At 45.8% G+C, this 23,126-nt stretch carries 18 protein-coding genes; 6 read left to right on the forward strand and 12 right to left on the reverse strand.

Going from position 1 to position 23,126, the window contains the following annotated elements; all coding sequences use genetic code 11:
* Window positions 1-56: 56 nt before the first annotated feature.
* The 3 genes from DDT91_RS10080 to DDT91_RS10090 form a co-directional block, all read right to left on the reverse strand.
* Window positions 57-812 (reverse strand): M15 family metallopeptidase, encoded by a 756-nt coding sequence (locus DDT91_RS10080; RefSeq protein WP_187176031.1) that lies wholly within the window; start codon window positions 810-812, stop codon window positions 57-59.
* On the reverse strand, window positions 809-1,573 hold the full coding sequence (locus tag DDT91_RS10085) for an SDR family NAD(P)-dependent oxidoreductase (RefSeq protein WP_187176032.1): 765 nt from the start codon (window positions 1,571-1,573) through the stop codon (window positions 809-811). The genes DDT91_RS10080 and DDT91_RS10085 overlap by 4 nt, the downstream gene beginning before the upstream one ends.
* Window positions 1,574-1,805: 232 nt before the next feature.
* Window positions 1,806-2,471: a heme exporter protein CcmB gene (locus DDT91_RS10090; protein WP_187176033.1), complete on the reverse strand. Its 666-nt coding sequence runs from the start codon at window positions 2,469-2,471 to the stop codon at window positions 1,806-1,808.
* A 202-nt stretch (window positions 2,472-2,673) separates the two neighbouring features.
* Here DDT91_RS10090 and DDT91_RS10095 point away from each other — a divergent pair, with 202 nt between their 5' ends.
* The 4 genes from DDT91_RS10095 (at window position 2,674) to DDT91_RS20615 (ending at window position 6,500) form a co-directional block, all read left to right on the forward strand.
* On the forward strand, window positions 2,674-3,474 hold the full coding sequence (locus DDT91_RS10095) for a sterol desaturase family protein (RefSeq protein ID WP_222718623.1): 801 nt from the start codon (window positions 2,674-2,676) through the stop codon (window positions 3,472-3,474).
* Window positions 3,475-3,501: 27 nt separating this feature from the next.
* Window positions 3,502-5,616: a PQQ-binding-like beta-propeller repeat protein gene (locus DDT91_RS10100; protein ID WP_187176034.1), complete on the forward strand. Its 2,115-nt coding sequence runs from the start codon at window positions 3,502-3,504 to the stop codon at window positions 5,614-5,616.
* 15 nt (window positions 5,617-5,631) lie between these two features.
* Window positions 5,632-5,967, forward strand: coding sequence for a hypothetical protein (locus DDT91_RS20610; protein WP_255502065.1), 336 nt, complete (start codon window positions 5,632-5,634; stop codon window positions 5,965-5,967).
* Between the two features lie 62 nt (window positions 5,968-6,029).
* Window positions 6,030-6,500 (forward strand): family 16 glycosylhydrolase, encoded by a 471-nt coding sequence (locus tag DDT91_RS20615; RefSeq protein ID WP_255502066.1) that lies wholly within the window; start codon window positions 6,030-6,032, stop codon window positions 6,498-6,500.
* Here the strand turns inward: DDT91_RS20615 and DDT91_RS10110 are convergent.
* Together DDT91_RS10110 and DDT91_RS10115 are read right to left on the reverse strand one after the other, a co-directional pair.
* Window positions 6,497-6,802, reverse strand: a complete 306-nt coding sequence (locus tag DDT91_RS10110; protein ID WP_187176035.1) for a hypothetical protein — start codon at window positions 6,800-6,802, stop codon at window positions 6,497-6,499. The two genes, DDT91_RS20615 and DDT91_RS10110, sit on opposite strands and share 4 nt — an antisense overlap.
* Window positions 6,803-6,885: 83 nt before the next feature.
* The gene (locus tag DDT91_RS10115; RefSeq protein ID WP_187176036.1) at window positions 6,886-8,733 is read right to left on the reverse strand and encodes a tetratricopeptide repeat protein; all 1,848 of its coding nucleotides are present in this window, start codon (window positions 8,731-8,733) and stop codon (window positions 6,886-6,888) included.
* A gap of 312 nt (window positions 8,734-9,045) precedes the next feature.
* On the opposite strand from DDT91_RS10115, the gene DDT91_RS10120 reads away from it, so the two are divergent.
* Window positions 9,046-10,188 (forward strand): acyl-CoA dehydrogenase family protein, encoded by a 1,143-nt coding sequence (locus DDT91_RS10120; RefSeq protein WP_187176037.1) that lies wholly within the window; start codon window positions 9,046-9,048, stop codon window positions 10,186-10,188.
* A 73-nt stretch (window positions 10,189-10,261) separates the two neighbouring features.
* Here the strand turns inward: DDT91_RS10120 and DDT91_RS10125 are convergent, their stop codons facing one another.
* The 5 genes from DDT91_RS10125 to DDT91_RS10145 form a co-directional block, all read right to left on the reverse strand.
* Entirely contained in the window at window positions 10,262-10,837 is a 576-nt protein-coding gene (locus tag DDT91_RS10125) for an NADPH-dependent F420 reductase (RefSeq protein WP_187176038.1), read from the reverse strand.
* Window positions 10,838-11,181: 344 nt separating this feature from the next.
* On the reverse strand, window positions 11,182-12,495 hold the full coding sequence (locus tag DDT91_RS10130) for an ATP-binding protein (RefSeq protein WP_187176039.1): 1,314 nt from the start codon (window positions 12,493-12,495) through the stop codon (window positions 11,182-11,184).
* Window positions 12,496-12,621: 126 nt separating this feature from the next.
* On the reverse strand, window positions 12,622-14,136 hold the full coding sequence (locus DDT91_RS10135; protein ID WP_187176040.1) for a flotillin family protein: 1,515 nt from the start codon (window positions 14,134-14,136) through the stop codon (window positions 12,622-12,624).
* 14 nt (window positions 14,137-14,150) lie between these two features.
* The gene (locus tag DDT91_RS10140; RefSeq protein WP_187176041.1) at window positions 14,151-14,717 is read right to left on the reverse strand and encodes an NfeD family protein; all 567 of its coding nucleotides are present in this window, start codon (window positions 14,715-14,717) and stop codon (window positions 14,151-14,153) included.
* 195 nt (window positions 14,718-14,912) lie between these two features.
* Window positions 14,913-17,837 carry a prolyl oligopeptidase family serine peptidase gene (locus tag DDT91_RS10145; RefSeq protein ID WP_187176042.1) on the reverse strand — a complete coding sequence of 975 codons (2,925 nt, stop codon included), beginning with the start codon at window positions 17,835-17,837 and terminating at the stop codon, window positions 14,913-14,915.
* A 170-nt stretch (window positions 17,838-18,007) separates the two neighbouring features.
* On the opposite strand from DDT91_RS10145, the gene DDT91_RS10150 reads away from it, so the two are divergent.
* A complete protein-coding gene (locus tag DDT91_RS10150) occupies window positions 18,008-19,003 on the forward strand; it encodes a PD40 domain-containing protein (RefSeq protein WP_187176043.1) in 996 nt (331 codons plus the stop codon).
* Window positions 19,004-19,091: 88 nt separating this feature from the next.
* On the opposite strand, the gene DDT91_RS10155 is transcribed toward DDT91_RS10150, so the two are convergent.
* Window positions 19,092-20,798, reverse strand: coding sequence for an amidohydrolase (locus tag DDT91_RS10155; RefSeq protein WP_187176044.1), 1,707 nt, complete (start codon window positions 20,796-20,798; stop codon window positions 19,092-19,094).
* 204 nt (window positions 20,799-21,002) lie between these two features.
* Window positions 21,003-23,087 carry a T9SS type A sorting domain-containing protein gene (locus DDT91_RS10160; protein ID WP_187176045.1) on the reverse strand — a complete coding sequence of 695 codons (2,085 nt, stop codon included), beginning with the start codon at window positions 23,085-23,087 and terminating at the stop codon, window positions 21,003-21,005.
* Window positions 23,088-23,126 lie beyond the last annotated feature (39 nt).

Here is a 23,126-nt window from a genome sequence, read left to right on the forward strand (position 1 = left end):
TATCGGATTTCGGATTGAAAGAAACTTATACTGACCTCCAAAATCCAGTGATGGAGTTATTTGATAAGTTGGAATTTTTCACCGGCTTCTTTTCGTGAAAATGCATTGAAATGCCACCATTCGCTACCGATTCCTGTAAATCCTGCTCCTTTCATCACTTTTCTGAGGATTTCCCGGTTGGCTACATGGGTTCTGGTGATTTTTCCTTCAGCAAGCATCTGTAGCTCCCGGTCAGGATAGGCAGGATAGCCAAAGTAATCGTAGGTTGTCCCCATATCCAATGGCTTTCCAGACTCTGTATCAAAAATGGTCAGGTCTACTGCTACGCCGAAGTTATGCAACCCTCCGATCTTCGGATCTGAGACATACAAAGGCTTGATGCTGTCCGGCTTGTCCAAGCTATCCCAAAGAATCTGCTGCACGCTAAGGGGACGAACGCCATCATACACCAACAGTGTCAAATTAGGATATTCTTTTTGTAAAGAAGCTTGGGCTTTACCCAGCATCTCAGCAACGATCGGCTGCAAGTAGCATCGCACATGGTCTCCGTACACATCCTTTCCGAAAAAATTATCGGTTGTAGAGTATTTCAGTTCTACTTTGATGCCTGGAATCACTTTTTCAATATCCACCAAACCCTGATCAATCAGCGTTTTTTCGAGTTGGGGTAACTCGTCCTTTGACTGCTCAGACTGATTTTGTTCCTTTTCAAAAAAAGACTCGCGCTGCTGCTCCGAAAAAGTCTCCTGATCACTCTTTGGTGAAGAACAGGCAAATGACAAGGAGAATACTACCAATAAGACTTTTCTCATGACTGCAGGTTCTTCTTAACCAAAGTTGCAGCAGCCTGGGCCGTTGGAAGCACCACGATATCTGCCAACACGACATGAGGAGGTCGATTCACCACAAACTCGATAATGTCTGCAATATCCTGAGCAACTAATGGCTCGTAGCCTTGATACACTGTCTCGGCACGTTTCTCATCTCCTTTGAATCTCACTAGGGAAAACTCTGTCTCCACCAATCCGGGATGAATACCGATCACTTTGATCCCAAAGGGATTCAGGTCCATCCGCATGCCCTTGGTGATCGCATCCACGGCGTGCTTGGAGCCGCAGTACACATTTCCGTTGGGATACACTTCCTTTCCTGCGATCGAACCGATATTGATGATAATCCCGGATTTGCGCTCGGTCATACCAGGGATAATCGCTTTAGAAACATACAAAAGGCCTTTCACATTGATGTCCATCATAGCATCCCAGTCGTCGAGATTTCCAGTCTGGATAGGATCTAGTCCATGGGCATTTCCGGCGTTGTTGATCAGTACACCGACTGCTGACCAATCGGCAGGAAGATTTCCGAGAATTTCCCCGACTTTTTCCCGGTCACGGACATCAAACACCAATGGGAAATAGCGGACTCCCGAGGGTAATTCCTTCTCCAATTCGTCCAATCGTTCTTTTCTTCGGCCGGTAGCGATGATATCAAAGCCCATTTTTGCCAAGGTGATGGCAGAGGCTTTTCCGATCCCGGAGGTCGCTCCCGTGATTAAGGCAATTTTATTCTTCATGGTTTAAAGATAGAAGGATTGATAAAAATAGTCACCTTGAGCGGAGTTGAAGGATTGAAAAATTGAATAGCTCTAAGGATCAATAAAAGATAGGCATTGCGAGATATTTATTTAAAATAGGCTAAAGCCATATAGGGTTCTGAGACAAATTCAAAGAATGAAGTTCTTCAGTCCCTTGTAAATCGTCAATCAAAAACTTGTGCTAAGCAAAGTCGAAGTATCGTAAATCCCCTCAGCTTCTCCACAGATAGGGAAATAAAATATAAGCGGTCACTGCGACGATGGCATTGATTGCTAAAAGGCTGAGTAGTTTATCCGCACTCACGCTCCAGTCCAATCCGTCAAGGGCATTTTTTGAAATACGAATCGCCATCAGAAGAATCGGAATAATCACCGGGAAACTCAAAATCGCCATCAATGTGGCGTTATTTCCTGCCTTGGAAGCTATCCCGCTCACCATGGTCAAGCTGGCCGAAAAACCCACCGAACCCAACACCAAATTGAGCAAAAACAAACTTTGATCCTGGACAGGATTACCCAGAATCACAGAGAACACCCCGTAGCCCAACAATGCCAAAATCAAAGTCAGCCCGGTATTGTAAAAAATCTTCGAAAGAATAATCGATTCCGGAGAAGCGATCATGTAGTAGTACAATTGGCGGCCTTGGTGCTCCTGCACAAAGCTTTTTGCTACGGCATTCACCGCCGAGAAAAGGATAATAATCCAGTACAAAGAATTCCAAGTAGGGATAGAAAGGTTGCCCATTTTGGCGCCCACACTCAGATACGTGATGAAAACTGCCGAAACCACATAAAGCAAAATCCCATTCAAGGCGTATTTCTGCCTCCACTCGAGAGTGATTTCCTTTCGGACCAAAACCGAGATTTCCTTCCACATGGCCCAAAGGTAGGTACTTTTTTTTGCCACAAAGACCCTAAGGCTCAAAAGGATTTTTTGGGATGGATTTAGAAAGTGAAAGCTTCAAAGTACTGAAAGATATTCCTAAGTCTTTGAATAGTCGTTTCCTCTAGGAGACCAAATGCATCATTTGGTTTGGAAAGGATTCTCTGATTAACTTGAGAGTCTTCAAGGCTAGATTATGATTTGGGATGATTTCTTGATTAGATGGACTAGGATTGCCAGCAATGTCACCTTTCGCTATTTCCTGATTGCAGGCACAGTATTCTTTCTTTTCTACTTTATTCTACATGGTATTTTGGCTAGCCGAAAGATGCAGGCCAAATTCCCCAAGCTCAAAGATTATTCAAGAGACATCACTTATTCCTTGATCACCATTCTGATTTTTGCCACCATGGCGGCGGTGGTTTTTGTTCTTTTAGATCCCTACACCTTGTATTACCGCGATGTGGAAAAATACGGTTGGGTCTACTTTTACCTCAGTTTTCCCTTGATGTTTTTGATCCACGATGCCTACTTCTATTGGGCTCACCGAATGATGCACCATCCCCGATTGTTCAAAGCCATCCACAAAGTTCACCACCAATCCACCAACCCTTCCCCTTGGACAGCGTATGCCTTCCATCCCTTTGAGGCTGTGGTCGAGGCCGGGATTATTCTGGTTTTGGGATTTGTGCTGCCGGTTCATCAGGCCGCATTTGGTTTATTCATGCTGTTTCAGTTTTCCTACAATGTCTATGGACACTTGGGGTATGAGCTTTATCCCAAAAACTTCCAGCGAACCCGGATCGGAAAATGGATCAATACCGGCACTGCACACAACCAACACCATCAGTATTTCCATGGCAACTACGGGCTTTACACCCTGATTTGGGATCGACTTTTCGGTACACTCCGAGAAGATTATGAAAAAAAGTTTGATCAGGTGACCCAGGCTAAAACAGACTCGAAAGCCCAAAACATGGAAAAGCACCTCGCCTGAGTTTATCGAACCTCAAAATTCACCCAAATGACCTTCCCCAAACCTCTTTATACCGTAGCCTGCCTTTTGGCTTTTGCCTGCGCTGAAAAAGCACCGGAAATCGACTACACCAATTGGTCGCATTACGGTGGCCCGGAGGACGGATCGAGGTATTCTGCCTTGACCCAAATCAACAAAGAAAACGTCGCTCAACTTGAAGTCGCTTGGACCTACCACACGGGTGACGCGACGGAGCGAAGTCAGATTCAGTGCCAACCCATCGTGGTCAATGGATTATTGTATGCCACGACACCCAAGCTGAATGTCTTTGCCTTGGATGCGGCCACCGGTGCGGAAGTCTGGAGATTTGACCCGTTTCAGATTTTGGGTGGAGAAAATTCCTGGGCCGGAACCAACCGTGGCGTCAGCTATTGGGAGGAAGGCAAAGACAAACGGATTTTGTTCACGGCAGGCAATTGGCTGATGGCGGTAAATGCCCTGACCGGAGAGCCGATTTTGAGTTTTGGGGATCAGGGAAAAGTGGATCTGAGAAAGGATCTGGATACGGACTTGGCCGATTTTCTGATCGTCTCCAATTCTCCCGGAGTCGTCTTTGAAGACAAATTGATTTTGGGGATGCGTCTTTCCGAAGGTCTGGATGCCGCTCCCGGGCATATTCGAGCTTACAATATCAAAACCGGCAAACGGGATTGGATTTTTCACACCATTCCGCAGGAAGGTCAAGCAGGCTATGAAACCTGGGACCCAAAACATATCCGACAAATCGGCGGAGCCAACAACTGGGCAGGAATGACCGTGGACTATTCCCGAGGAATTGTATATGTACCGACGGGTTCGGCAACTTATGACTTTTGGGGTGGCTTTCGCACGGGAGATAACCTGTACGCCAATTCGCTTTTGGCGCTGGATGCACGAACAGGCAAGCGGATTTGGCATTTTCAGGCGGTACACCACGATGTTTGGGATCGGGATTTTCCCGCCAATCCCAATCTGATCCGAATCCAAAAGGACGGCAAATGGATCGATGCAGTAGCTCAGATTTCCAAGCAAGGCTATACCTATGTGTTTGAGCGGGAATCGGGAAAACCCATTTGGCCAATCACTGAAACACCCGTCACTCAAAGCGTGATGCCGGGAGAGGTCAGTTCCAAAACCCAGCCGATTCCCTCTCTTCCTGAACCGTTTATGAATATGGTTTTTGAGGAGAAAGATATCCTCAATCTGACTCCAGCATGGGAAAATGACATCCGAAATCAACTCAGCAACGCCATCATCGGCGATACTTGGGCACCTCCGCATCCGGAGAAACCCATTGTGCTCTTCCCTGGAATGGACGGCGGCGGAGAATGGGGCGGAGCTTCCTTTGATCCCGAAACTCAAACGATGTACATCAATGCCAATCAAATTCCTTGGCTGATTGCCATGACACCCAATGCGAGTTTCGGCAATGTGGGCCTGTCCATTTACAGCAACTACTGTGGCAATTGCCATGGCTTGGATCGAAAAGGCAATCCTCCTGCTTTGCCGAGTTTGCTGGGCTTAAAAGACAAATACACAGCTGACTCCCTGGATCAATTGCTTCGCAAAGGTCGTGGTGCCATGCCTGCCTTTTCCCATATTTCGGCTGAGGAAAGAGGAATTCTGATCGACTACCTTCTTGGAAAAGCCGATGCCGGAGACAAAAAGGAACTGGAAGCCGAAAGCTCCAAACTTTATCCCCGCTACTACATGAAAGGCTATCAGCGACTCACTACCAAGGAAGGAATCTACGGTTCCAATCCTCCTTGGGGGCTCTTGACCGCTATCGATATGAATACGGGATTGAAAAAATGGCAAATTCCGCTAGGAACCATCGATTCCCTGAAAACGATGGGATTTGAAAATACAGGAATTGAAAACTACGGAGGCCCGGTGGCGACAGCCGGTGGAGTACTTTTCATTGCTGCCACCAAGGATGAGAAAATCCGTGCTTTCAATAAAGAAACCGGAAAACTCCTTTGGGAAGCCCAACTCCCCGCTGCTGGACATGCTACTCCGGCGGTCTATGAGAAAAATGGCAAGCAATTCCTTGTCATTGCCTGCGGTGGTGGCAAGGGCACCAAAAGCGGAGATGCTTACGTAGCTTTTGCTTTGCCTGATTAATTCAAATCATTGCGCATGAAACTGCTATACCCTATCCTTTTGCTACTTTCAACCTTTCTGATAGCCGGAGACCAGCAAAATGAAAGGGAAATCCTTGAAGACTTTAACTCCAAAAAATTGAACCATTTCCGGTATGGTTCTACTGGACGAAAATCAAAATTCAAATGGAAATCAGGGGTAAAAAGCAAGACCGGAAACGAGGTCCTTTCCCTTAAACTTGACCCCAAAGAAAGTGTGGGCCCTGGAAAAGGTCCAGAAATTATCTCCGAGTACTTTACTCACTTTGGCACTTATTCTACCCGGCTAAAAGTCCCCGACCCAAGAAAAACCCAACCCAATGAGGTGCTGTAGTTGGATACTTTACCTACCACGATGATCCTGAGCTTGGACTCAGTGAAATCGACTTTGAATGGTTGATCGCCGATCCTGAAGTTATTTATGTGGGCACTTGGACCGGTAAAAATGGAGCGTTAAAACGCGTGGGAAGGACTATCAACCTTGCCAAAGGGATTATTTACACCACAGAATATCGGGAAGACAAAACCAAAAAAAGAGAAAAACTCACCGGAGCTGAAAATTTACCTGAACAAATCCAACCCATTCCCGGATTTGATGCCTCGGCTGATTTTCACACCTACGGTTTTGATTGGGCTGCTGAGCGTATCAGGTGGTGGATGATTCATCCGATCACACAGGATACAGTGGTTCTTTGGTACTATTCAGGTGAAAGAGGCATCCCCACACATCCAAGCAAATACAGGATGAATTTTTGGCATTCAGACAATTGGTCTGTGGAGACAAATCCCAATTCTTTGGAGAGACCCAAGCATAGATTTGAACTGCAGGTAGATTGGATGAAATTCACTCCTAAAACGAAAAGTTAGCCTCCCTTTTCCCCCTTCTTCAAAGCTTCTAATTGAAGTTTGATCAGATCAAGTTTTTCCTGAGTTTCCTCCTTTTGTTTGCTCAAAATTTCCACATTACCGGCAAATTTCTTGGAGCGCTCCAGCTCCAAATCCACCAGCTTTTGTAGATCGATCAATCGGATTTGGTGAAGCATCTCTTCATTTCGATACGCTCGAAAAAGCAATAAATGGAGGATACATACTCCCAGGATTGCTGCTGAGGCCAAAATCACCACGAGGATATCGAAAGGAACAGAATCTGCCATGATCAAGGAAACCATCAAAGCTAGGAATTGGTATCTCCTCAAGGAATACGGCAAAAAACCTATTTGATCAGCAAAGCTTCATCCATTCCTCGTTGGCTTCAACCCAGAGGCCACTCCAGTTTTACCTTAGTTCCTTGTCCGAGTCCTGACTTGATTTCCACAGTTCCTCCTAATTCCTCGGCGCGCTTCTGCATGTTGTAAAGCCCATTTCCCAAAATAATTGTTCCTTGGTCAAAACCGCGTCCATTGTCATGGATGATTACCACATGGTCTTTCTTGGTGGAATGAAACTTAATCTCTACCCTGGATGCATCAGAGTATTTGACTGCATTCTGGACAGCTTCCTGAACTATTCGGAGGACCTGAATACTGTCTGAAGAATTCAAAAGTGACTGGGGATCGAGATTTTCCGAGATCACACAGTCAAAATGCATGGAAGATTTAGACTCACGGGCTTTTTGTAAATAATCCTGAATCCTCAAAATCAGGGAATCCCAAGTGACTTGACCGCTGTTCATCGCCCAAATGGTATCTCGAAGTTCGGTGATAGTCTGCTTGGTAAAATTAGCGATGCTGTCATAGCGGGCAGTCAGTTGTTCTTTGATGGGCTCGAAGTACTTCAGGTTTTCGATTGCCGAAATGATAAAAGTGAGCTGCGCACCTATATTGTCATGCAAGTCTCTGGAGATGAGCATGCGCTGTTCTTGAAGTTTGTTTTGGGTTTCCAGTTGTGCCAAAGCCGCTTTAAGTTCGCTCTCCTGCTGGAGTTGTCGGTTTTTAAGTTTTTGTTGGCTGTAGAGCAGGTATCCCACCACACCCAGAATAAAAGCCAATCCCAGGGACCCAAAAATCAACAGGTTTTGGTTTCGGATTTGGAGCTGCTGCTCAGCAATTTGCAGGTCTTTCAGCTCAGTTTGATATTTAGTTTCGAGCTCGGCGACAACCTCTCTGGACTCTTTTTCCACCTTACTTCGGAGGGTTTGTTGGTACAGGTTGGAATAATACCTCGAACTGTCAGGTTGACCCATGGAAGCATAGGCAGAGATCAATTCGAAATAAGGAAAAAGGACATCTTCTTCAGAGCCTTGTTCCTGGAAATTTTTAGCGGCAGAAAGCAAAAGCGGTTTGGCTTCACGGAACTTTCCCTGCGCATTGAGTGATGTACCCAAAGCCGTTTCTAAGGCAGCCACCTCGTACTGTGTATTAACTTTTTTTGCTACTTCTAGTCCCCTTCTAGCGATTCCTTCAAGCTGCTTCATTTCCCCCTTTTCCATCAGGAAAAAAGAATAAATCCGATAGGAAATAGCCTGATTCATCGGATCCTCGAGTTCTACGGATTTAGCAATAGCCTTTTGGAAATAAGACTCTGCCTGATCAAACTCTCCCAGGTATTTGTAGACTGTTCCCAGATTATTGTAACTACCAATCACCGAGCGAAAATCTCCTAAACGTTCCCTTATGGAAATGGCCTCTTCGTATGCTTTTTTGGCTTTTTGGTAGTCCGGTAGATTTTGATAAATCACCCCAAGGTTATTGAGCACCGCAGCAGCATTTAGCTCGGCATTTTCTTTTTGGAAGATGGGGAGTGCCTTCAGGAAATAGCTGATGGCCGAGTCTGTCTCATATTTTCTCTGGTGGATAAATCCCAGTGCATTGTATGATTTGGCCATACCCAGAGAATCCTGAATCTGAATTCGAAGTTGAAGTGATTTCAGATATAATTTTTTAGACTCATCCAAATCCCCCTTTTGCAAAATTCCGCTGCCCAAATCTGAATAGGCTTGAGCCAAAATCTTAAGATCCTTGGCTTCCTCCGCTTTTTCCACGGCCATCTTTCCAAAAAATATAGCTGAATCTAGATTGATGGCAGCATATTGCCAGCCCAGTTCTCCATACATATTGGCAAGCTGATCAGGTGGAAGTTTTTCCTGAACCCGCAACTTCAAACTATCAATAATTTGTCTTGGTGTCTGGCAAAATACAGTTGAGCCATTGCAGAACAGAACTAATAAAGCCAAAACAAATGTCAAATTCTTCACGGGCAGGAAATATTTAAGGAGCTAACAAAAACAAATATTATGAAAACCATAGAGAAAATCTAAACCAAAATATTCAGAAAAATCCTGATCCAATCAAATAATAATTGGTTTGTTCTGCATCTTGATCCCATCATCTATGGAATCGTTCGGTTTGCTCAAACCAAACTTATTCGGAATCTTACAGTTTGAATTATCAGAAATAAACCCAACTAGTAACTCATGTTTGATTTTGCACTGAATGAAAATCAGCGGATGATCGCCCAGATGATCCGTGATTTCGGAGCCAAAGAGATTACCCCTTTCCGGAAGGAATGGGATGACCAATCCCACTTCCCCATTGAAGTTTTCAAAAAACTCGGCGACCTAGGCCTGATGGGCGTACTCGTCCCCACCGAATATGGAGGTTCCGGCTTTGGCTATTTTGAGTATGTGACGGCTATCGCTGAGCTCGCCAAGCTTGATCCCTCTGTAGGCCTCTCCATGGCCGCGCATAATTCACTTTGCACCGGGCACATCCTAATGTTTGGCAATGAAGAGCAAAAGCGAAAATACCTGCCTAAACTTGCTACCTGCGAATGGCTGGGTGCATGGGGCTTGACCGAGCCTAATACAGGTTCGGATGCCGGAAATATGCGAACCGTCGCCAAAAAGGACGGGGAGTACTATGTCATCAACGGTGCCAAAAACTTTATCACGCATGGCTATTCAGGAGATGTGGCGGTAGTGATCGCTCGAACCGGAGAAGTGGGAGACAGCCATGGCATGACTGCATTTATTGTAGAGAGAGGAACTCCAGGCTTCAAAGGTGGACGGAAAGAAGACAAACTCGGCATGCGCGCTTCGGAGACAGCTGAAATGATCTTCGAAGATTGCCGAATCCACGAAAGTCAGGTGCTTGGCGAGGTCGGAGAGGGATTTATCCAATCCATGAAAATCCTCGATGGTGGTCGAATCTCCATCGCCGCGCTATCTCTAGGCATTGCAGAAGGAGCGCTTGAAGCAGCCATTCAATATTCCAAAGAGCGTCATCAGTTCAACAAACCGATCTCCAGCTTTCAGGGAATTTCCTTCAAGTTAGCAGATATGGCCACTCAGGTCGAGGCAGCAAGCCTATTGACTTTCAAGGCAGCTGACTTGAAAAACAAGGGCCAAAAAGTAACCCTAACGGGAGCGAAAGCCAAACTTTACGCTTCGGAAGTAGCTGTTTCTGTTGCCAATGAGGCAGTGCAGATTTTTGGAGGCTATGGCTTTACCAAGGATTATCCGGTGGAAAAATACTACCGTGATGCCAAGCTATGTACCATCGGAGAAGGGACTTCAGAGATTCAGAAGCTGGTAATTTCCAGAGAATTGCTTCGCTGATTTGCTTTCCTGCCAAATGACAAAAGCCCTGCAAGAACCTTTTTCTTGCAGGGCTTTTTGTTGGTTTTATTATTTAAAGCTGAGCTTGGAGTTCGATTACTCTGGCTTCGGATGCATCGCCTGCATCTTTGGTTTTGAAGCCGAATAATTTCAAAATTTCCTTAGCCTCCGCTTTCGCGCTGGCTTCATTGCCACAAATGAACATTTCCTGCTTTGAATTACGCTTGGTATTAATCATTGCGTCACTTTTGATCGTGCTAAAAGCCTTAACAAAATGAGCTTCGGGGGCAGCTTCCTGTAATAATTCCATCAGTGAAGTCTCTGGGTTGGTGAAAAAAGCAGGAAAACCAACGTTTGGCTGTTCATCAGAAAGCGGGTTCGTGGCATCTAGGATCGTTTTGCCACTAAAGCTTCGTTTTACCTGCTCTGTGACTGAAAGTGCAGCAGATCCTTTCACCGCTAATACAATCAAATCTCCAAAATCAGCTGCTTTTTCGAAACTCCCTACTCGTCCATTTACTCCTGATTGCCAATTAGCAAGCTTGGCTGGATGTCCTGTTCCCAGCATGACCGAAAACCCGAGTTTTTCGAAACCTTCAGCCAATGTCCTACCTACTGCACCTGAGCCTAATACGCCAATTTTTATCATGATTTGGGAGATTTAATGTTTAGAATTCCGATTTCGAAAAACTTTAGATACTAGTAGGACATACTTAATTGAAAATCAGTTCAATTCTCGGGATTTAAAAAATTAATATTTTTAAAAATTTCGGTTTTTGTTAATCCACTTGTGAAAAATTGAGATAATTACTTAGAAGATTTTAAGAAAGCTTTGATTAAAAACCGGAAAATTCCAGTCAAATGAACTAGTAAATGCCAATTTTTGGGATTCTTCTGTCTTCCGTCTTCGGTCTCCCAGCCCCAAATCAGGGGAATATTCGACTACTGGCAGAATAGCGTATAATCAGAATAATTTTTGAAGTCGATAAATATTCAAGTCTTTGATCCCAGTATCCACTTCCAAACTGGCATCACCTCGACTTTGACTCCATCAAACTCCAAGGAGTCGGATTCCTCGAGTGTCAGGATCAGTCCTTTTTTGACTTTTGCATAAGCGCAGGTTTTTAGAACACCTTTGATCTCTCGATCTCGGGTATGCAGCTGTTCCAAGGACCAAGCAACCTGTATGGGAAGCGGTTCTTCATTTTCTTTTAGGACCACAAAGTCACATTCGTGCGATTGATCCGAATAGTAAAATATCCGCTGCTGATAGATCGAACCGTAGAGTCTGTATAGCTGTTGGAAAACCAAATTCTCGAGCATTACCCCGTTTCTTTCCGGCTGTATCCCTATCAAGGCATTCAAGAGTCCATTGTCCAGCCAATAGGTTTTCTTGTCAGACTTCTCTGACTTTCCCGCAGAGTGATCAAATCGGCCGATTCGCTTGAAGAGATAGGCGTCCTCGGCGTGATTGAGTACATCATACAGCGTGTTTAAGCCCACGGAATAGCCCATAGACTTGAGTTGGCTGAAGTACCTTCTGACCGATACGGGCTGTCCCACGCTGCCTGCGACCAAACGGAAGAGTGATCTCAAATACTGGAAATTCGAAAGCTGATGATATTCGATGATGTCCCTCAGCAGCATGGTATTGTAGTATTCTTGGAGATAAGCGATCTGCAGGCTTGGCTCGGTCAAGCGAGTGAGTTCCGGATAGCCCCCCTGGAAAAGGTACTTTTTGAAATAGGCTTCGGTAGTGCTTTTCCCTGGGCCATACACCACAGGCTGATGATCATAAAACCGGCAAAACTCCTGAAACGAAAGTGGCAATAGTTCCAATGCGATACTTCTTCCCCGAAGTACGGTATTGACTTCGGTATGCAGAAGCCGGCTATTGCTCCCTGTAAAGCAGATTTTCTTGGTGTACATCTCGCTGATACGGTTGAGAAACTTTTCCCATCCCATAGCAGCTTGAACCTCATCAAAGAAAAAGTAACAATCTGCCAAATGAACTTCTGGATGCAATTCCTTCCAAGACTGAAGGATCAAATCGAGCTGTTCCGGTAAAAAGTGAACCCTTTCGTCCTCAAAGTTGAAATAGACGAGTCGGGAAGGGCTTATTTCTTTGGATTTTGAAAGTTCCTGCATGTACAGGTTCATAGCGGATGTTTTTCCTACCCTGCGAGGCCCCAGGACCGCTTGCATTTTGGGCAAGTCCACATACAACTTGGTATCTCTTAGCACTAATTCCTCTCGGAGTTGCCGGGTTGAATTTTCAGTAAGGATATCTTTCAGGATCTCTTTCATACTCCAAAGGTAGAAAAAGTATTTTCAGAAATGACAAATATTATAAAATTGTCTTTTTCAAAAAGACAAGTGCTTAAAAGTTGTCACTAAAAAATCCCCGACAGTGGCTCTCGGGGATTGGAATGATTAGCTCGGGTCCGCTGGCGGAGATTTTTTGGGCTCGGCTGGCTTTTCGGGATCCTCGCCTTTCAGGTAAGTAGGAAGATTCAATCCTGCCATGTTGAAAAGGTCATTCAGAGGAGGGACTGTCTTCATCATGCCGGAGACAAAGTTGGCGGTGGAATTATTCCCACCTTCATTTTGCCCGGAATCCCACACCGTGATTTTGTCGATTTTGATGTTCTTCACCGCTTCCACCTGTGTTTTCACCAATTCAGGCAGCTTTTCGATAAGAAGAAGCTGGAAAGCCTTGGTTGGATCTCCTCCGGCTGCACTGACCACATCCCGGTAACCTTCCGCCTGCTTGGTCAAGATTTCATAAAGACCTTTGGCTTCAGCTTCCATTTTGGCATAGATGGCGTCTGCTTCCCCTTTGGCCTGGACGCGGATTCGCTCGGCTTCGGCTTGTGCTTCGATGATGGCACGCTGCTTGGCGATTTCTGCCGGGATGACGATGTTGGCATTTTGAGTCGAGCGTTCTCGCTCCGCACGGGCGGTTTCGGCTTTTTGCTCGGCAAGGTATGCTTCTTCTAGAGCCTTGGCTTGTTGTACCTTTTCAGAGGCAAGCGCAATACGCAGCGCTTCGGCTTCTTTTTCTCTTCGGAGGGCATCGGATTGAGCAATGGAGATCTTGGCTTCGTTTTCTCCTTTGATCGCGATGGCATTGGCTTCGGAGGTTTTCACCCGGGTATCCCGCTGGGCTTCAGCTTTTCCGATGCTCTCTTCCTTTTGTGCTTCGGCGATGCTCACTTCCCGGTCTTTGAGCGTAATGGCGATCTTCACATCCCGATCTCGCTGCGTATCTGCGATCTGCACGTCCTTTTCCCGATCGGCGAGAGCCTTTCCGGTTTCCCCGATTTTCTCCTGCTCTGCTACGGAGATTTTTGCTTCATTGATGGCTTTTGCGGCAGCTTCTTTACCCAAAGCTTCGATGTAGCCCGATTCATCCTTGATGTCAGTGACGTTGACGTTGATGAGTTTCAGACCGATTTTCTTGAGCTCGGTGTCCACATTTTTGGAGATATTGTCCAAAAACTTATCCCGATCAGAGTTGATTTCCTCAATGGTCATCGTCGCAATTACGAGGCGAAGCTGTCCAAAAAGGATATCCTTGGCCAACTCCTGAATCTGCTCATGGGCCAATCCCAATAGACGCTCAGCGGCAGTATTCATGCTGTCTATATCTGTAGAGATGGCAATCGTAAATCGGCAGGGCACATCCACACGGATATTTTGTCGGGAGAGCGCATTGGTCAGGTTGGCCTCGATGGAGATCGGCTTCAAATCCAGGTAAGCATAATCTTGGATGACGGGCCAAATAAAGGCACCGCCGCCATGGATACACTTAGCGGAACTGCCGCCTGTTTTGCCATAGACGACGAGGATTTTGTCCGAAGGACAGCGCTTGTAACGCGATACCAAGGCGATGATGGTCACAAAAATGACAAAAGCACCGGCCAGGATTAGAATTAAAGGATCCATAAAAGAATTAGGGTTTAGATTTTTTCAACAATGAGGAGGTTACCGCCTTCCACTCCGACTACCTTGATGGCAGCGCCGGTTTCGATCCGGTCACCGGGGGTAATGGCGTTGAGTTCTTTTTGGGAACCCTTGACGCTGATGGATATTTTGCCTGTTCCGGATTTGTGAGCGGGAATGGAAAGATAAACCGAGCCGGTTTTGTGAATGGCCTGCTCCAGTTTGAAGGTATTGTCTTCAGCGAGTTTGGTGATCTGCTTGATGATGATAAAAAAGAGCCAAACAAAGCCCAAGCCCACCAAAGTGGAAAGCAGAATCAACACCGTGTAGTTAGGAATCGCACCATAAAAGGTGATTCCCGTCCAGCTGAAGCCGAGGAGGAAATTAATCAGGTTACGAAGCGTGAAAAGTTGAAAGGGGGCTTCCGCGCCTTCCAGATTTCCGTCAAAGTCCGCATTGACTCCATCTCCGGAGTCCGAACCCATAAAGGTCAGGATGGTCTGCAGCAAAAAAATCATGGATGTAGGCAAGGCGATGTACCAGAGTGCTCTGAGCGAAGGCTCCATTTCGGCTAAAAATTCCATACTGATTATAAATTAAGATTTAATTATTTCTGTTTAATAATATCCTTAATTCTTAAGAATTGCAATGTAAAAATCAGGCTGCCCATAAAAAAGATGCCTTTGATTGAAAAGTCTTTCTAAAACAAAAATCCCCCGATGAACCAACACCGAGGGATTTCGCTTTTTTTAAACTTCTGACTTCATCCTTCTCACTTTTTAGAAAGCTCTTTCTTCTAAATGTTCTCCCAATTGAAGTCTGGGAACTCCCTTGCTCATCCAATCCGGAGCAGGAAGCCCTTTCAGATGGTGATCGAAGAATTCCATCATTCGAACGCTGTAGTCTTTCCTGTTTTCGAGTTTACCGAGGCCGTGATTTTCGCCTAAATACTGAACCATGATCACCGGTTTTTTCAAACGTCGAAGGGCATTGTAGTATTCCACACCTTGCGTGAAGTCCACTGCACCGTCTTTGTCATTGTGCAATAAGAGCAGTGGTGTCTGTACATTTTTCACATGGTAGATCGGGCTGTTTCGCTCATAAGCCTCCCAATTTTCCCAGGGACCTCCAAGGAATCTGCCCTGAGAAGCTTCAAAGATGGACATATTTCCACCTCCCGTATTCCAATAGATCAAGTCATACATGGAGATCATATTGGTCAGTGGAGCTCCAGCTGCCGCTGCTTTGAAGCGGTTGGTTTGGGTGATCAGGAAGGAAGTCTGGTACCCACCCCAGCTGTGACCATGAAGTCCCATTTTGCTTTCATCGATTACCCCAGTTTTGATCGCGGCATCGACAGCTGGAAGTACTGCCCATACAGCAGACATGCCCGGATCATCCATTTTGTACACGATATCCGGGATCAGGACCGCATACCCATTGCTGGTGTAGAGCGATGGACTCCAGCCCGTACCGCTGTAGCCTGGATTGGACCAGTTGTGTAAAGTCTGAGAAAGCTTTTCGTAGTAATATACCACTGTCGGGTACTTTTGGCCTTCCACATATCCTGCGGGAAGAAATAGTGCGGCCTGCAAAGAATCACCTTTGGCAGTGACGTAATCGATCAGTTTTACTCCCGAAGACCAAGCGAATTTGCCTGCATCGGGAGCGTTTTCGGTGACTTGCTTAGCATTGGCCAAGGTGGCATCAGCCAAGAATACTTGCGTGGGCTGGTTGAATTTTTCTTTGGTAAAGGTATAGACTCCGGCTTTTTTGGCTTTGGTCAAGCCTTGGATATTGGCATCTTCCCAAAGTAAAACCCTAGCTCCTGCGGTTAAGCCCATTTTGGCTGGCGCTAAAGTAGCGATTCCGCTTTTCTTGGTGTTTTCGCCATAGGTCCGTAGGTACACCGTTTTGGTCAGGTCAATTCCCTTTTCTTCAGGATCCAGGCTGATCCGGTATTGATAGCGGATTTTATCCTTCTTGCCGTTTTGGGTCAAATTGAGCGGAATTTCTTTGGAAGACATGGGGATTTGCCAGATATCCCAGCCGTCACGCACGAGTACATAGCGGCTATCGCTGCTCCAGCCAAGTGGGTTATAGAGTGGCTTGATCACATTGTGGTCATCTTCCACATCCACCACACTCACAGGAAGCTTTTCGGTGATGTTGGTATGAGTTCTAGTTGTAATGTCATAGACATAAAAGTGACCGTCTTTGCCATACAGGAGTTTCTTTCCATCGGTAGAAGGACGAGGCATGGAGGCAAAAGAAGGCTGGTAAAACTTCTCAAAAAGCGGTGTTTTGGCTCCTGATTTCAGGTCAATGATAAAATAATCCCGATAATTTTGACCATTGAGGTTGATGTCCAATTCGTAGGTTTGTTGATCAGAACCAAGGGCAAAATGTTGGAATGGAAGAATGTTCAGATCCCTCATACTGCTGTCTTGAAGGGCGATGTGCTTTTTACCCGCTACATCGTACATGGCCCAGAAACTATAGTTTTTATCCATATTTTCCATCACCTGTTGACGGGATTGAAGGCGGTCGTCATTCCAATGCCAGATGGTCATTTCCGGCTTTTTGGCATCATTGGATTTTTTGTCGTCTGACTTGCCGGAGTTGAGTTTTCCGATTGCTTTTTGCAAATCCGAAATAGATTTAATGGTCGTATCCCCCATGATTTTAGCCAAGTTTTCAGATTCTGCTTTATTCAGGGAATCAGTATTGACTTCCTTTTTTGGGCTTTCTTTTTCCGCTAAAACCAAAGGATGAATCCCGTAGAAGAGTCGTGTCAAATCTTCGGACCACATCGGGCGGCGATTAGGGCTTATGGTATACTTCTGGTCAAAGCCGGTAGAGTCTTTTGCCGGTTCGTAGAGAGTGACTTGCGGATTAGAAAGGTTTTTCACTCCTAACACTGCCCCTTTGTCCTGCTTGTACTTTTTGTCTTTTTTCATTTTCAGGACGGCAAAGGCATCCCCTTTTTCGGTCCAGTTGATGCTCTGATAGCCTGCTTCGTCCGAATCAAGGACTTGGATGGAATTGCTCGCCATGTTCAGGAGGTAAAGACCATTTCCTTGAGAATTGGCAGCATCTACAGTGTAAGCAAGGTGAGTTCCGGCTTTGTTTACCGCTTGTTCACGCACATTGCCGAGGTTCTGGGATTTGCCGTTGGCAAGGTGATAAATCAAAAGGTCAGCACCTTTGGCTTCCCCATTTCCTTCTTTGGGCAAGTTGATAACCAAGTGAGAGGCCGCTTCTCCATTGAAAGAAAATCCTCCGACTCCTTCAAACGTCTTTTTGTCTTCGGTGCCGAGTTTGATCAGGTGGAGTTTTTCCTTTAGAGGTTTTCCCTTTGCCTTTTCGTTGGCTTGCTTTTCGGCAAACTTGGGGTATTCCTTGAAGGCGATCCACTGACTGTTGTCACTGAATTCGAAGCTCGCGAAATTGGCATTTCCTATCGGGAAAGACTTTTTGCTGGCCGGATCAGCGGTCTTTTGGAGGATCAGTTCACCATCCACTTCGATTCCGGTAAGGACATAAGCCATCCATTGACCGTCGGGAGATAGTTTATATCCCCCATTGGGCATGGATTTCCAGGTAGCCACGTCTTTCCAGGACATGGGTTTGGGTGCATCTTGGGCAATTACGACCTGAACGGTCAGGGCAAATAACCAAAGAAGGAGTAGGTGTTTTCTCATAGTGTAATGTGTTTTTTGAATTGCGATGATGACAGGGCATAAGAAATCGCAGTTTGAAAATTAGGCGATTTTTTCAGTATGAGTTTAAAATTGTGTTGAAAGGGAGTTAAATACTTGCAATAATGTTGCTTTTCTGAAATTAATGCCTTATTTACTTAAAATTTTAATCCATGAGAATCCATATTTTGCTTTTTATGTTGATTGCAACAGGGATTTTAAGTTCCTGTTGGGTTAAGTATCCCAATGGGGAATTTCCAAAAAGTCCTCAAGCTTTACCTGCAGTGAATTCCGAGTTTGATGACTACAATTCTGACCTCCGGATCATTTTTCATGAGATGTTTATCACTTTTTCCTCCAATCGAGAATCAAGAGGAAGGGAATTTGATCTTTACACCCCGCTTTTTGTCTTTTCTTGGGATCAGGAGGAAGGTGTTTTTGGTGTTTCGGAAATCAAGGATGGGAATTACATGGATGCAAAAATGACCAAAGAATGGTTTTCAAGTACAAAAACCGAATTTGATGAACTGGGCCCCTATTCCTTTGATACCGGTCAAAAAGAAGCAGGGCTCTTTTTCTCAAGAAATACAAACGGGAAGTTTTCTATTCATTACAAAAACCATTGGACAGGGACGGCCTCTTTGGAAGGTGAAAATCCAATTCGCTTGTTGGATGGGAATTCTAATGAAATGTATCCCAGTTTCTTGGATCCAAATTATTTAAGAAAAGACTGGGATCGAGTTTTGAATCCAGAAAAACTAATTTTCACTTCAGACAAGGATGGAAGGTTTGATTTGTACGAAGTGGATCTTCCAACCAAGAATGTTGTATCATTTTTAACTCAAAAGGAACTGAAGCAAGCCAAGAAAATCTCAATTAGTTCTTCTTCGAATGACCATGCCTCTTTTGTCTATGGAAACGTGTTGGTATTTGCTTCGGATAGAGCCGGAGGATTGGGTGGGTATGATTTGTACTATTCGGTTTATTCAAATGGAAACTGGTCAACTCCTCAGAATTTCGGTCCGACGATCAATTCTCCTCAAGACGAGTTCCGCCCTATTCTTTCTGACCATCCTCAATTTAAAAACAGGTTGATGATTTTCTCTTCCAATCGTCCCGGAGGAATGGGAGGATTTGATCTGTATTATGTTGGAATTCCAAAGTTTTGAGACAAAAAAACCTGTCCGATTTCGAAAACCGAACAGGTCAAATAGGGTCATTTACCAACCAAATGAGACTTGTAACCGCCTACTTATCTTATTGCCTACTGAACACTACCTTTCCCCCTACCACAGTCATCTGCACCTTGGTCCGAAGAATCTCATCCTCGGGGATTTCCATGATGTTTTTGTCGAAAACAGTGAAATCAGCTGCTTTTCCCACCTCGATAGATCCCTTGAAATTTTCCTCAAACTCGGCAAAAGCTCCATCCAAGGTGTAGGACTTCAAGGCCTGCTCACGGGTCATTTTTTGATCGCCTTCATAACCTCCCTCCGGAAGTCCCTGAAGGGTTTTTCGGGTCACCGAGGCATAGAAAGAAGGAATCGGATCTACGGGTTCCACCGGCGCGTCGGTACCGTTGGCGATGCGGGCACCGGTCTTGAACAGGCTCTGCCACACATAGGCACCATCGATGATGCGCTTTTCGCCCAAGCGATCGATCGCCCAAGGCCGGTCTGAACTCAAGTGTATCGCCTGCATCGCTGCAATTACCCCCAACTGACCAAATCTCGGAATATCATCCGGATGCAAATGCTGCGCATGCTCGATGCGGAATCGGTGGTCTTTGGCCTCGGGATTTTTGGCGAAAGCCGCTTCGTAACGATCCAGAATCTCTTGGTTCGCACGGTCCCCGATGGCATGGGAACAAACCTGAAAACCGAGCGGCAGGGCCTTTTCGGATACCTCCGTCACCACCGACATCGGAAGCGTCTCATGTCCACGATGGCCAGGCTTATCAGAATAATCTTCCAGCAACCAAGCTCCCCAAGGACCAAGAGCCCCATCGCAGTTCAGCTTGATGGAGCGCACAGTAAGGAAATGATCAGGGTCAATCATCGGGCCCTTTTTGTACCAAGCTTCTAGCAACTCCGGCTGACGACCCGTAAGCATGATGTACATGCGGGAGGTGAGTTTGCCTTCGTTTTTGAACTTTTGCACCAAGTCGATCACATCCTGACCCGAACCCGCATCGTGGAAGGAAGTAATTCCCTTCTCTGCCAATTCCTGAAGTGCCAGGGTCAAGGCTTCCTCATTTTTCTCTGGGGTAGTCTCAGGGATCAGTTTAGCCACCAAAGTCGAGGCTCGCTCCACCAAAACTCCGGTAGGATTGCCGAGTTCGTCGCGAAGGACTTCGCCTCCCTCGACTTCCTGTGTGGGTTTTTCGCTGCGCAAAGGGGTGATGCCTGCGAGTTCCATGGCCTTCTGATTGACAAAAGAAGCATGACCAGAAGCATGGGCGAGGTACACCGGATTGTTTGGTGTAACGGCGCTAAGGGCATCGTGGGTTTGGAATCCTTTGACCGTTTTCTCAGGCATTTGCAGCCATTTGTCCTGATGCCAACCACGACCGGTGATCCAGTCACCCGGCTTGGCGGTCGCAGCGGCCTCGGCTACTTTTTGGATGAGTTCATCGTAGGTTTTAACCCCCATGAGGTCGATCTCTAGCTTGTTGTACCCGATTCCCATCAGGTGAGCATGGGATTCAATAAATCCAGGAGTCATGGTTTTTCCCTGTAAGTCGATTACTTCGGTAGACTCGCCTACATAAGCTTGAATTTCTTCGGTCGAGCCTAAAGCTAAAATCAACCCATCTTTGACGGCCACGGCTTGGACTTGCGGATTAGCTTCGTCCACCGTGTAGATCGTTCCGTTGATGAAAACTTTGTCGGCGGGATTTTCAGGGCCGGATTTACATGCCCAGGCGAAAAGTGCCAAGAAAATGAGAGTGTAGATATTCTTCATGGATTGATAAATTCTGAACCGAAGCTAGATGTTTTGGGGGAGGTGGGCAAATGGGATTTTTTGGAAGGCAAAAAGATTAAATTATAAGAATGAAAAAATTCACTAAGGTTTCTTCGGTCTTCCGTCATCGGTCTTCGGTCCGAAAGCCATGTTCGTTTTCGGCAACATTAGTTTTCTTTGAGGTCAGTAGGAAAACCTAGAAGACTACCGCACCAGCACCTTCTTCACCACCACTTTCCGATCCTCGGTTTCCAAGTGCAAAAAGTAAATTCCCGGCAGAAGGGCTTGGGTTTGGATTTCGATTTCCCGGTTGGCCGGAATGGTAATTTGATCCAAAAGGATTTGTCCCAAAGAGGTGATCAGCCTTGCTTTCGCAACGGTATTGGAGACCACTTTGAACGAACCTGATGTCGGATTGGGATAGACTTTGACCAAGAGTTCTCCATCGGTTGGATTTTCTGATTTTACGGATTTCAGATAGGTAATTCCTCCGCCTCGGCTCCCCAATATCAGGTCCACATTTTCATCAAATCCCGGATTAATTACCGAGATCCACGTGTTTCTTCCCAGTCGGAATGGCAGATTTAGATCCCCGATTTTGACCAAGACCTCCTCTCGTACCTCCGAGTTCATCATGTCTTTGACCAAAAAAATCCTCCCAGTCTGATCTATGGTGTACAGATTCGGTTTGTCTTGAAACCGCACGGCTACGTTGAGATTTCGGTTGGCGGGATTGTCCTGAAAACCCAGAAAATTGGCCATTTTCAAATTAGCCGTACGAGCCTCCAAATCCACCTCGTACAGCGTCAGGCTTCCATTTTGCGCAGCGACGAGCAGATGATCTTTCCCTTGGTACGGAAAAAGGGTCAGCTGATCCCCTACCCGAAGCGCCAAGCCGGAAAATTGAAAATCTACCCAGCCGGCTCCTTGACTTCGTAAAAGCACCTGACTCGGAACACCATTGGTAGTCCTCACCCCAGAGACCAAGAGATAAGATTGGTTTTTAACACTGCCGTATTCGATCAGTTGGATCTCCAGCAGGTTTAAATTAGATAAACCGAGGTAGTCTTTATTCAACAGCTCAAATCGGTCTCCGGAGTAGCTCAGGCGATAAGCTTGGCCTTGGACAGTATTTCCATTTTTGACATTTGCAGTCAGCCAAAGTTCCCCTGCAAAGACATTTCCCTTGAAATAAGGACGGACATTTTCGCCTAAATCGAACAATTGATCTTGAAGGACGGGGCTGAATACTCCTGTACTTTTCTCCAGCTTCACTACCGAATTGGCAAAATCGATCCTAAAAGGGGCGGCGGTCTCGTTGGTATTCAGACTCACAATCAGATCCTCTTCGATCACTTGCCCCACATGAAATCGGGGAAACACAGGAAGATTTCCAAACCCTGGTACTTCGGTGGAAAATGAATTGAATTTTGGATTGCCTGAAGTACCCAAGTTGGGCATAAAATAGAGCGTATTGCACTCATCCCTTCCCAACAGCAGGTCAGGAACACCGTCTCCAGTAAAATCGCGGTACAAAATACTATGCCCACCGGCATGTAGGATTCGGGCACCCTCATCAATTCGGATGTTGGGGCTGAGTGGCCGACCATCACAGGTTTGGCTAAAACTGACCTGTGCGCAGGCGCAAAATTCAAAATTCCCCCAATGCCGAATAGGGAATGCAAAGCCATCGATATCCGGTGTTCCTTTTCGCTCCACGGAAGTATTGCGGTAAAACTCCAGAAAATCACCCACAGCAAAGTTGAAAATCACCAAATCCAAGTCCCCGTCTCCGTCCACATCCTGAAGAAGAGGAGTGTCCAAATTGTTGGCAGGTATGTTATTCGCACCTTCGAGTCTTAGGAAATTTTGAGCTATGGTCCATGAAACTTGAATCCCTGAGGAAGTATTACGAAATGCCTGGATCCCAAGTGGAGTAGAAGTAAAAAGGTCTTTTTTTCCATCTCCATCAAAATCCGCCAAGACTAAAAATCCACTGATTTCAGTCGGGAGTAAATAGGCAAGATCCGGTCTTAACCTGAAATTTTCTCCATTTTTTTCAAAAACCTGGAGCTGACGGGAGTTGATATCCCACACGACCCACTCTTCCACTCCATCTCCCGTGAGGTCGATCGTTTGGATTTGTGCGGAATTGATGCCTTGTGAAAAGCCGATGGGAACAGACTGCCCATTTACCCTAACCGATTTGCTTTGGTCCCATTCAAATACTGCCTGGGCGAATGCCTGAGAGGAGATCAACAGAAAAATCAGGACAAATATTTTTTGCATGGCCAGGGAAAATGAAACTCTAAAATAAAACGAAACGAG

The sequence above is a fragment of the Algoriphagus sp. AK58 genome, assembly GCF_014324365.1.
Lineage (GTDB): Bacteria > Bacteroidota > Bacteroidia > Cytophagales > Cyclobacteriaceae > Algoriphagus.

What these genes read in the sequence shown, in the direction of transcription:
- DDT91_RS10080 (WP_187176031.1), bottom strand. Translation starts at nt 812, where the DNA reads ATGAGAAAAGTCTTATTGGTAGTATTCTCCTTGTCATTTGCCTGTTCT.
- DDT91_RS10085 (WP_187176032.1), bottom strand. Translation starts at nt 1,573, where the DNA reads ATGAAGAATAAAATTGCCTTAATCACGGGAGCGACCTCCGGGATCGGA.
- DDT91_RS10090 (WP_187176033.1), bottom strand. Translation starts at nt 2,471, where the DNA reads ATGTGGAAGGAAATCTCGGTTTTGGTCCGAAAGGAAATCACTCTCGAG.
- DDT91_RS10095 (WP_222718623.1), top strand. Translation starts at nt 2,674, where the DNA reads ATGATTTGGGATGATTTCTTGATTAGATGGACTAGGATTGCCAGCAAT.
- DDT91_RS10100 (WP_187176034.1), top strand. Translation starts at nt 3,502, where the DNA reads ATGACCTTCCCCAAACCTCTTTATACCGTAGCCTGCCTTTTGGCTTTT.
- DDT91_RS20610 (WP_255502065.1), top strand. Translation starts at nt 5,632, where the DNA reads ATGAAACTGCTATACCCTATCCTTTTGCTACTTTCAACCTTTCTGATA.
- DDT91_RS10110 (WP_187176035.1), bottom strand. Translation starts at nt 6,802, where the DNA reads ATGGTTTCCTTGATCATGGCAGATTCTGTTCCTTTCGATATCCTCGTG.
- DDT91_RS10120 (WP_187176037.1), top strand. Translation starts at nt 9,046, where the DNA reads ATGTTTGATTTTGCACTGAATGAAAATCAGCGGATGATCGCCCAGATG.
- DDT91_RS10125 (WP_187176038.1), bottom strand. Translation starts at nt 10,837, where the DNA reads ATGATAAAAATTGGCGTATTAGGCTCAGGTGCAGTAGGTAGGACATTG.
- DDT91_RS10130 (WP_187176039.1), bottom strand. Translation starts at nt 12,495, where the DNA reads ATGAAAGAGATCCTGAAAGATATCCTTACTGAAAATTCAACCCGGCAA.
- DDT91_RS10135 (WP_187176040.1), bottom strand. Translation starts at nt 14,136, where the DNA reads ATGGATCCTTTAATTCTAATCCTGGCCGGTGCTTTTGTCATTTTTGTG.
- DDT91_RS10140 (WP_187176041.1), bottom strand. Translation starts at nt 14,717, where the DNA reads ATGGAATTTTTAGCCGAAATGGAGCCTTCGCTCAGAGCACTCTGGTAC.
- DDT91_RS10145 (WP_187176042.1), bottom strand. Translation starts at nt 17,837, where the DNA reads ATGAGAAAACACCTACTCCTTCTTTGGTTATTTGCCCTGACCGTTCAG.
- DDT91_RS10150 (WP_187176043.1), top strand. Translation starts at nt 18,008, where the DNA reads ATGAGAATCCATATTTTGCTTTTTATGTTGATTGCAACAGGGATTTTA.
- DDT91_RS10155 (WP_187176044.1), bottom strand. Translation starts at nt 20,798, where the DNA reads ATGAAGAATATCTACACTCTCATTTTCTTGGCACTTTTCGCCTGGGCA.
- DDT91_RS10160 (WP_187176045.1), bottom strand. Translation starts at nt 23,087, where the DNA reads ATGCAAAAAATATTTGTCCTGATTTTTCTGTTGATCTCCTCTCAGGCA.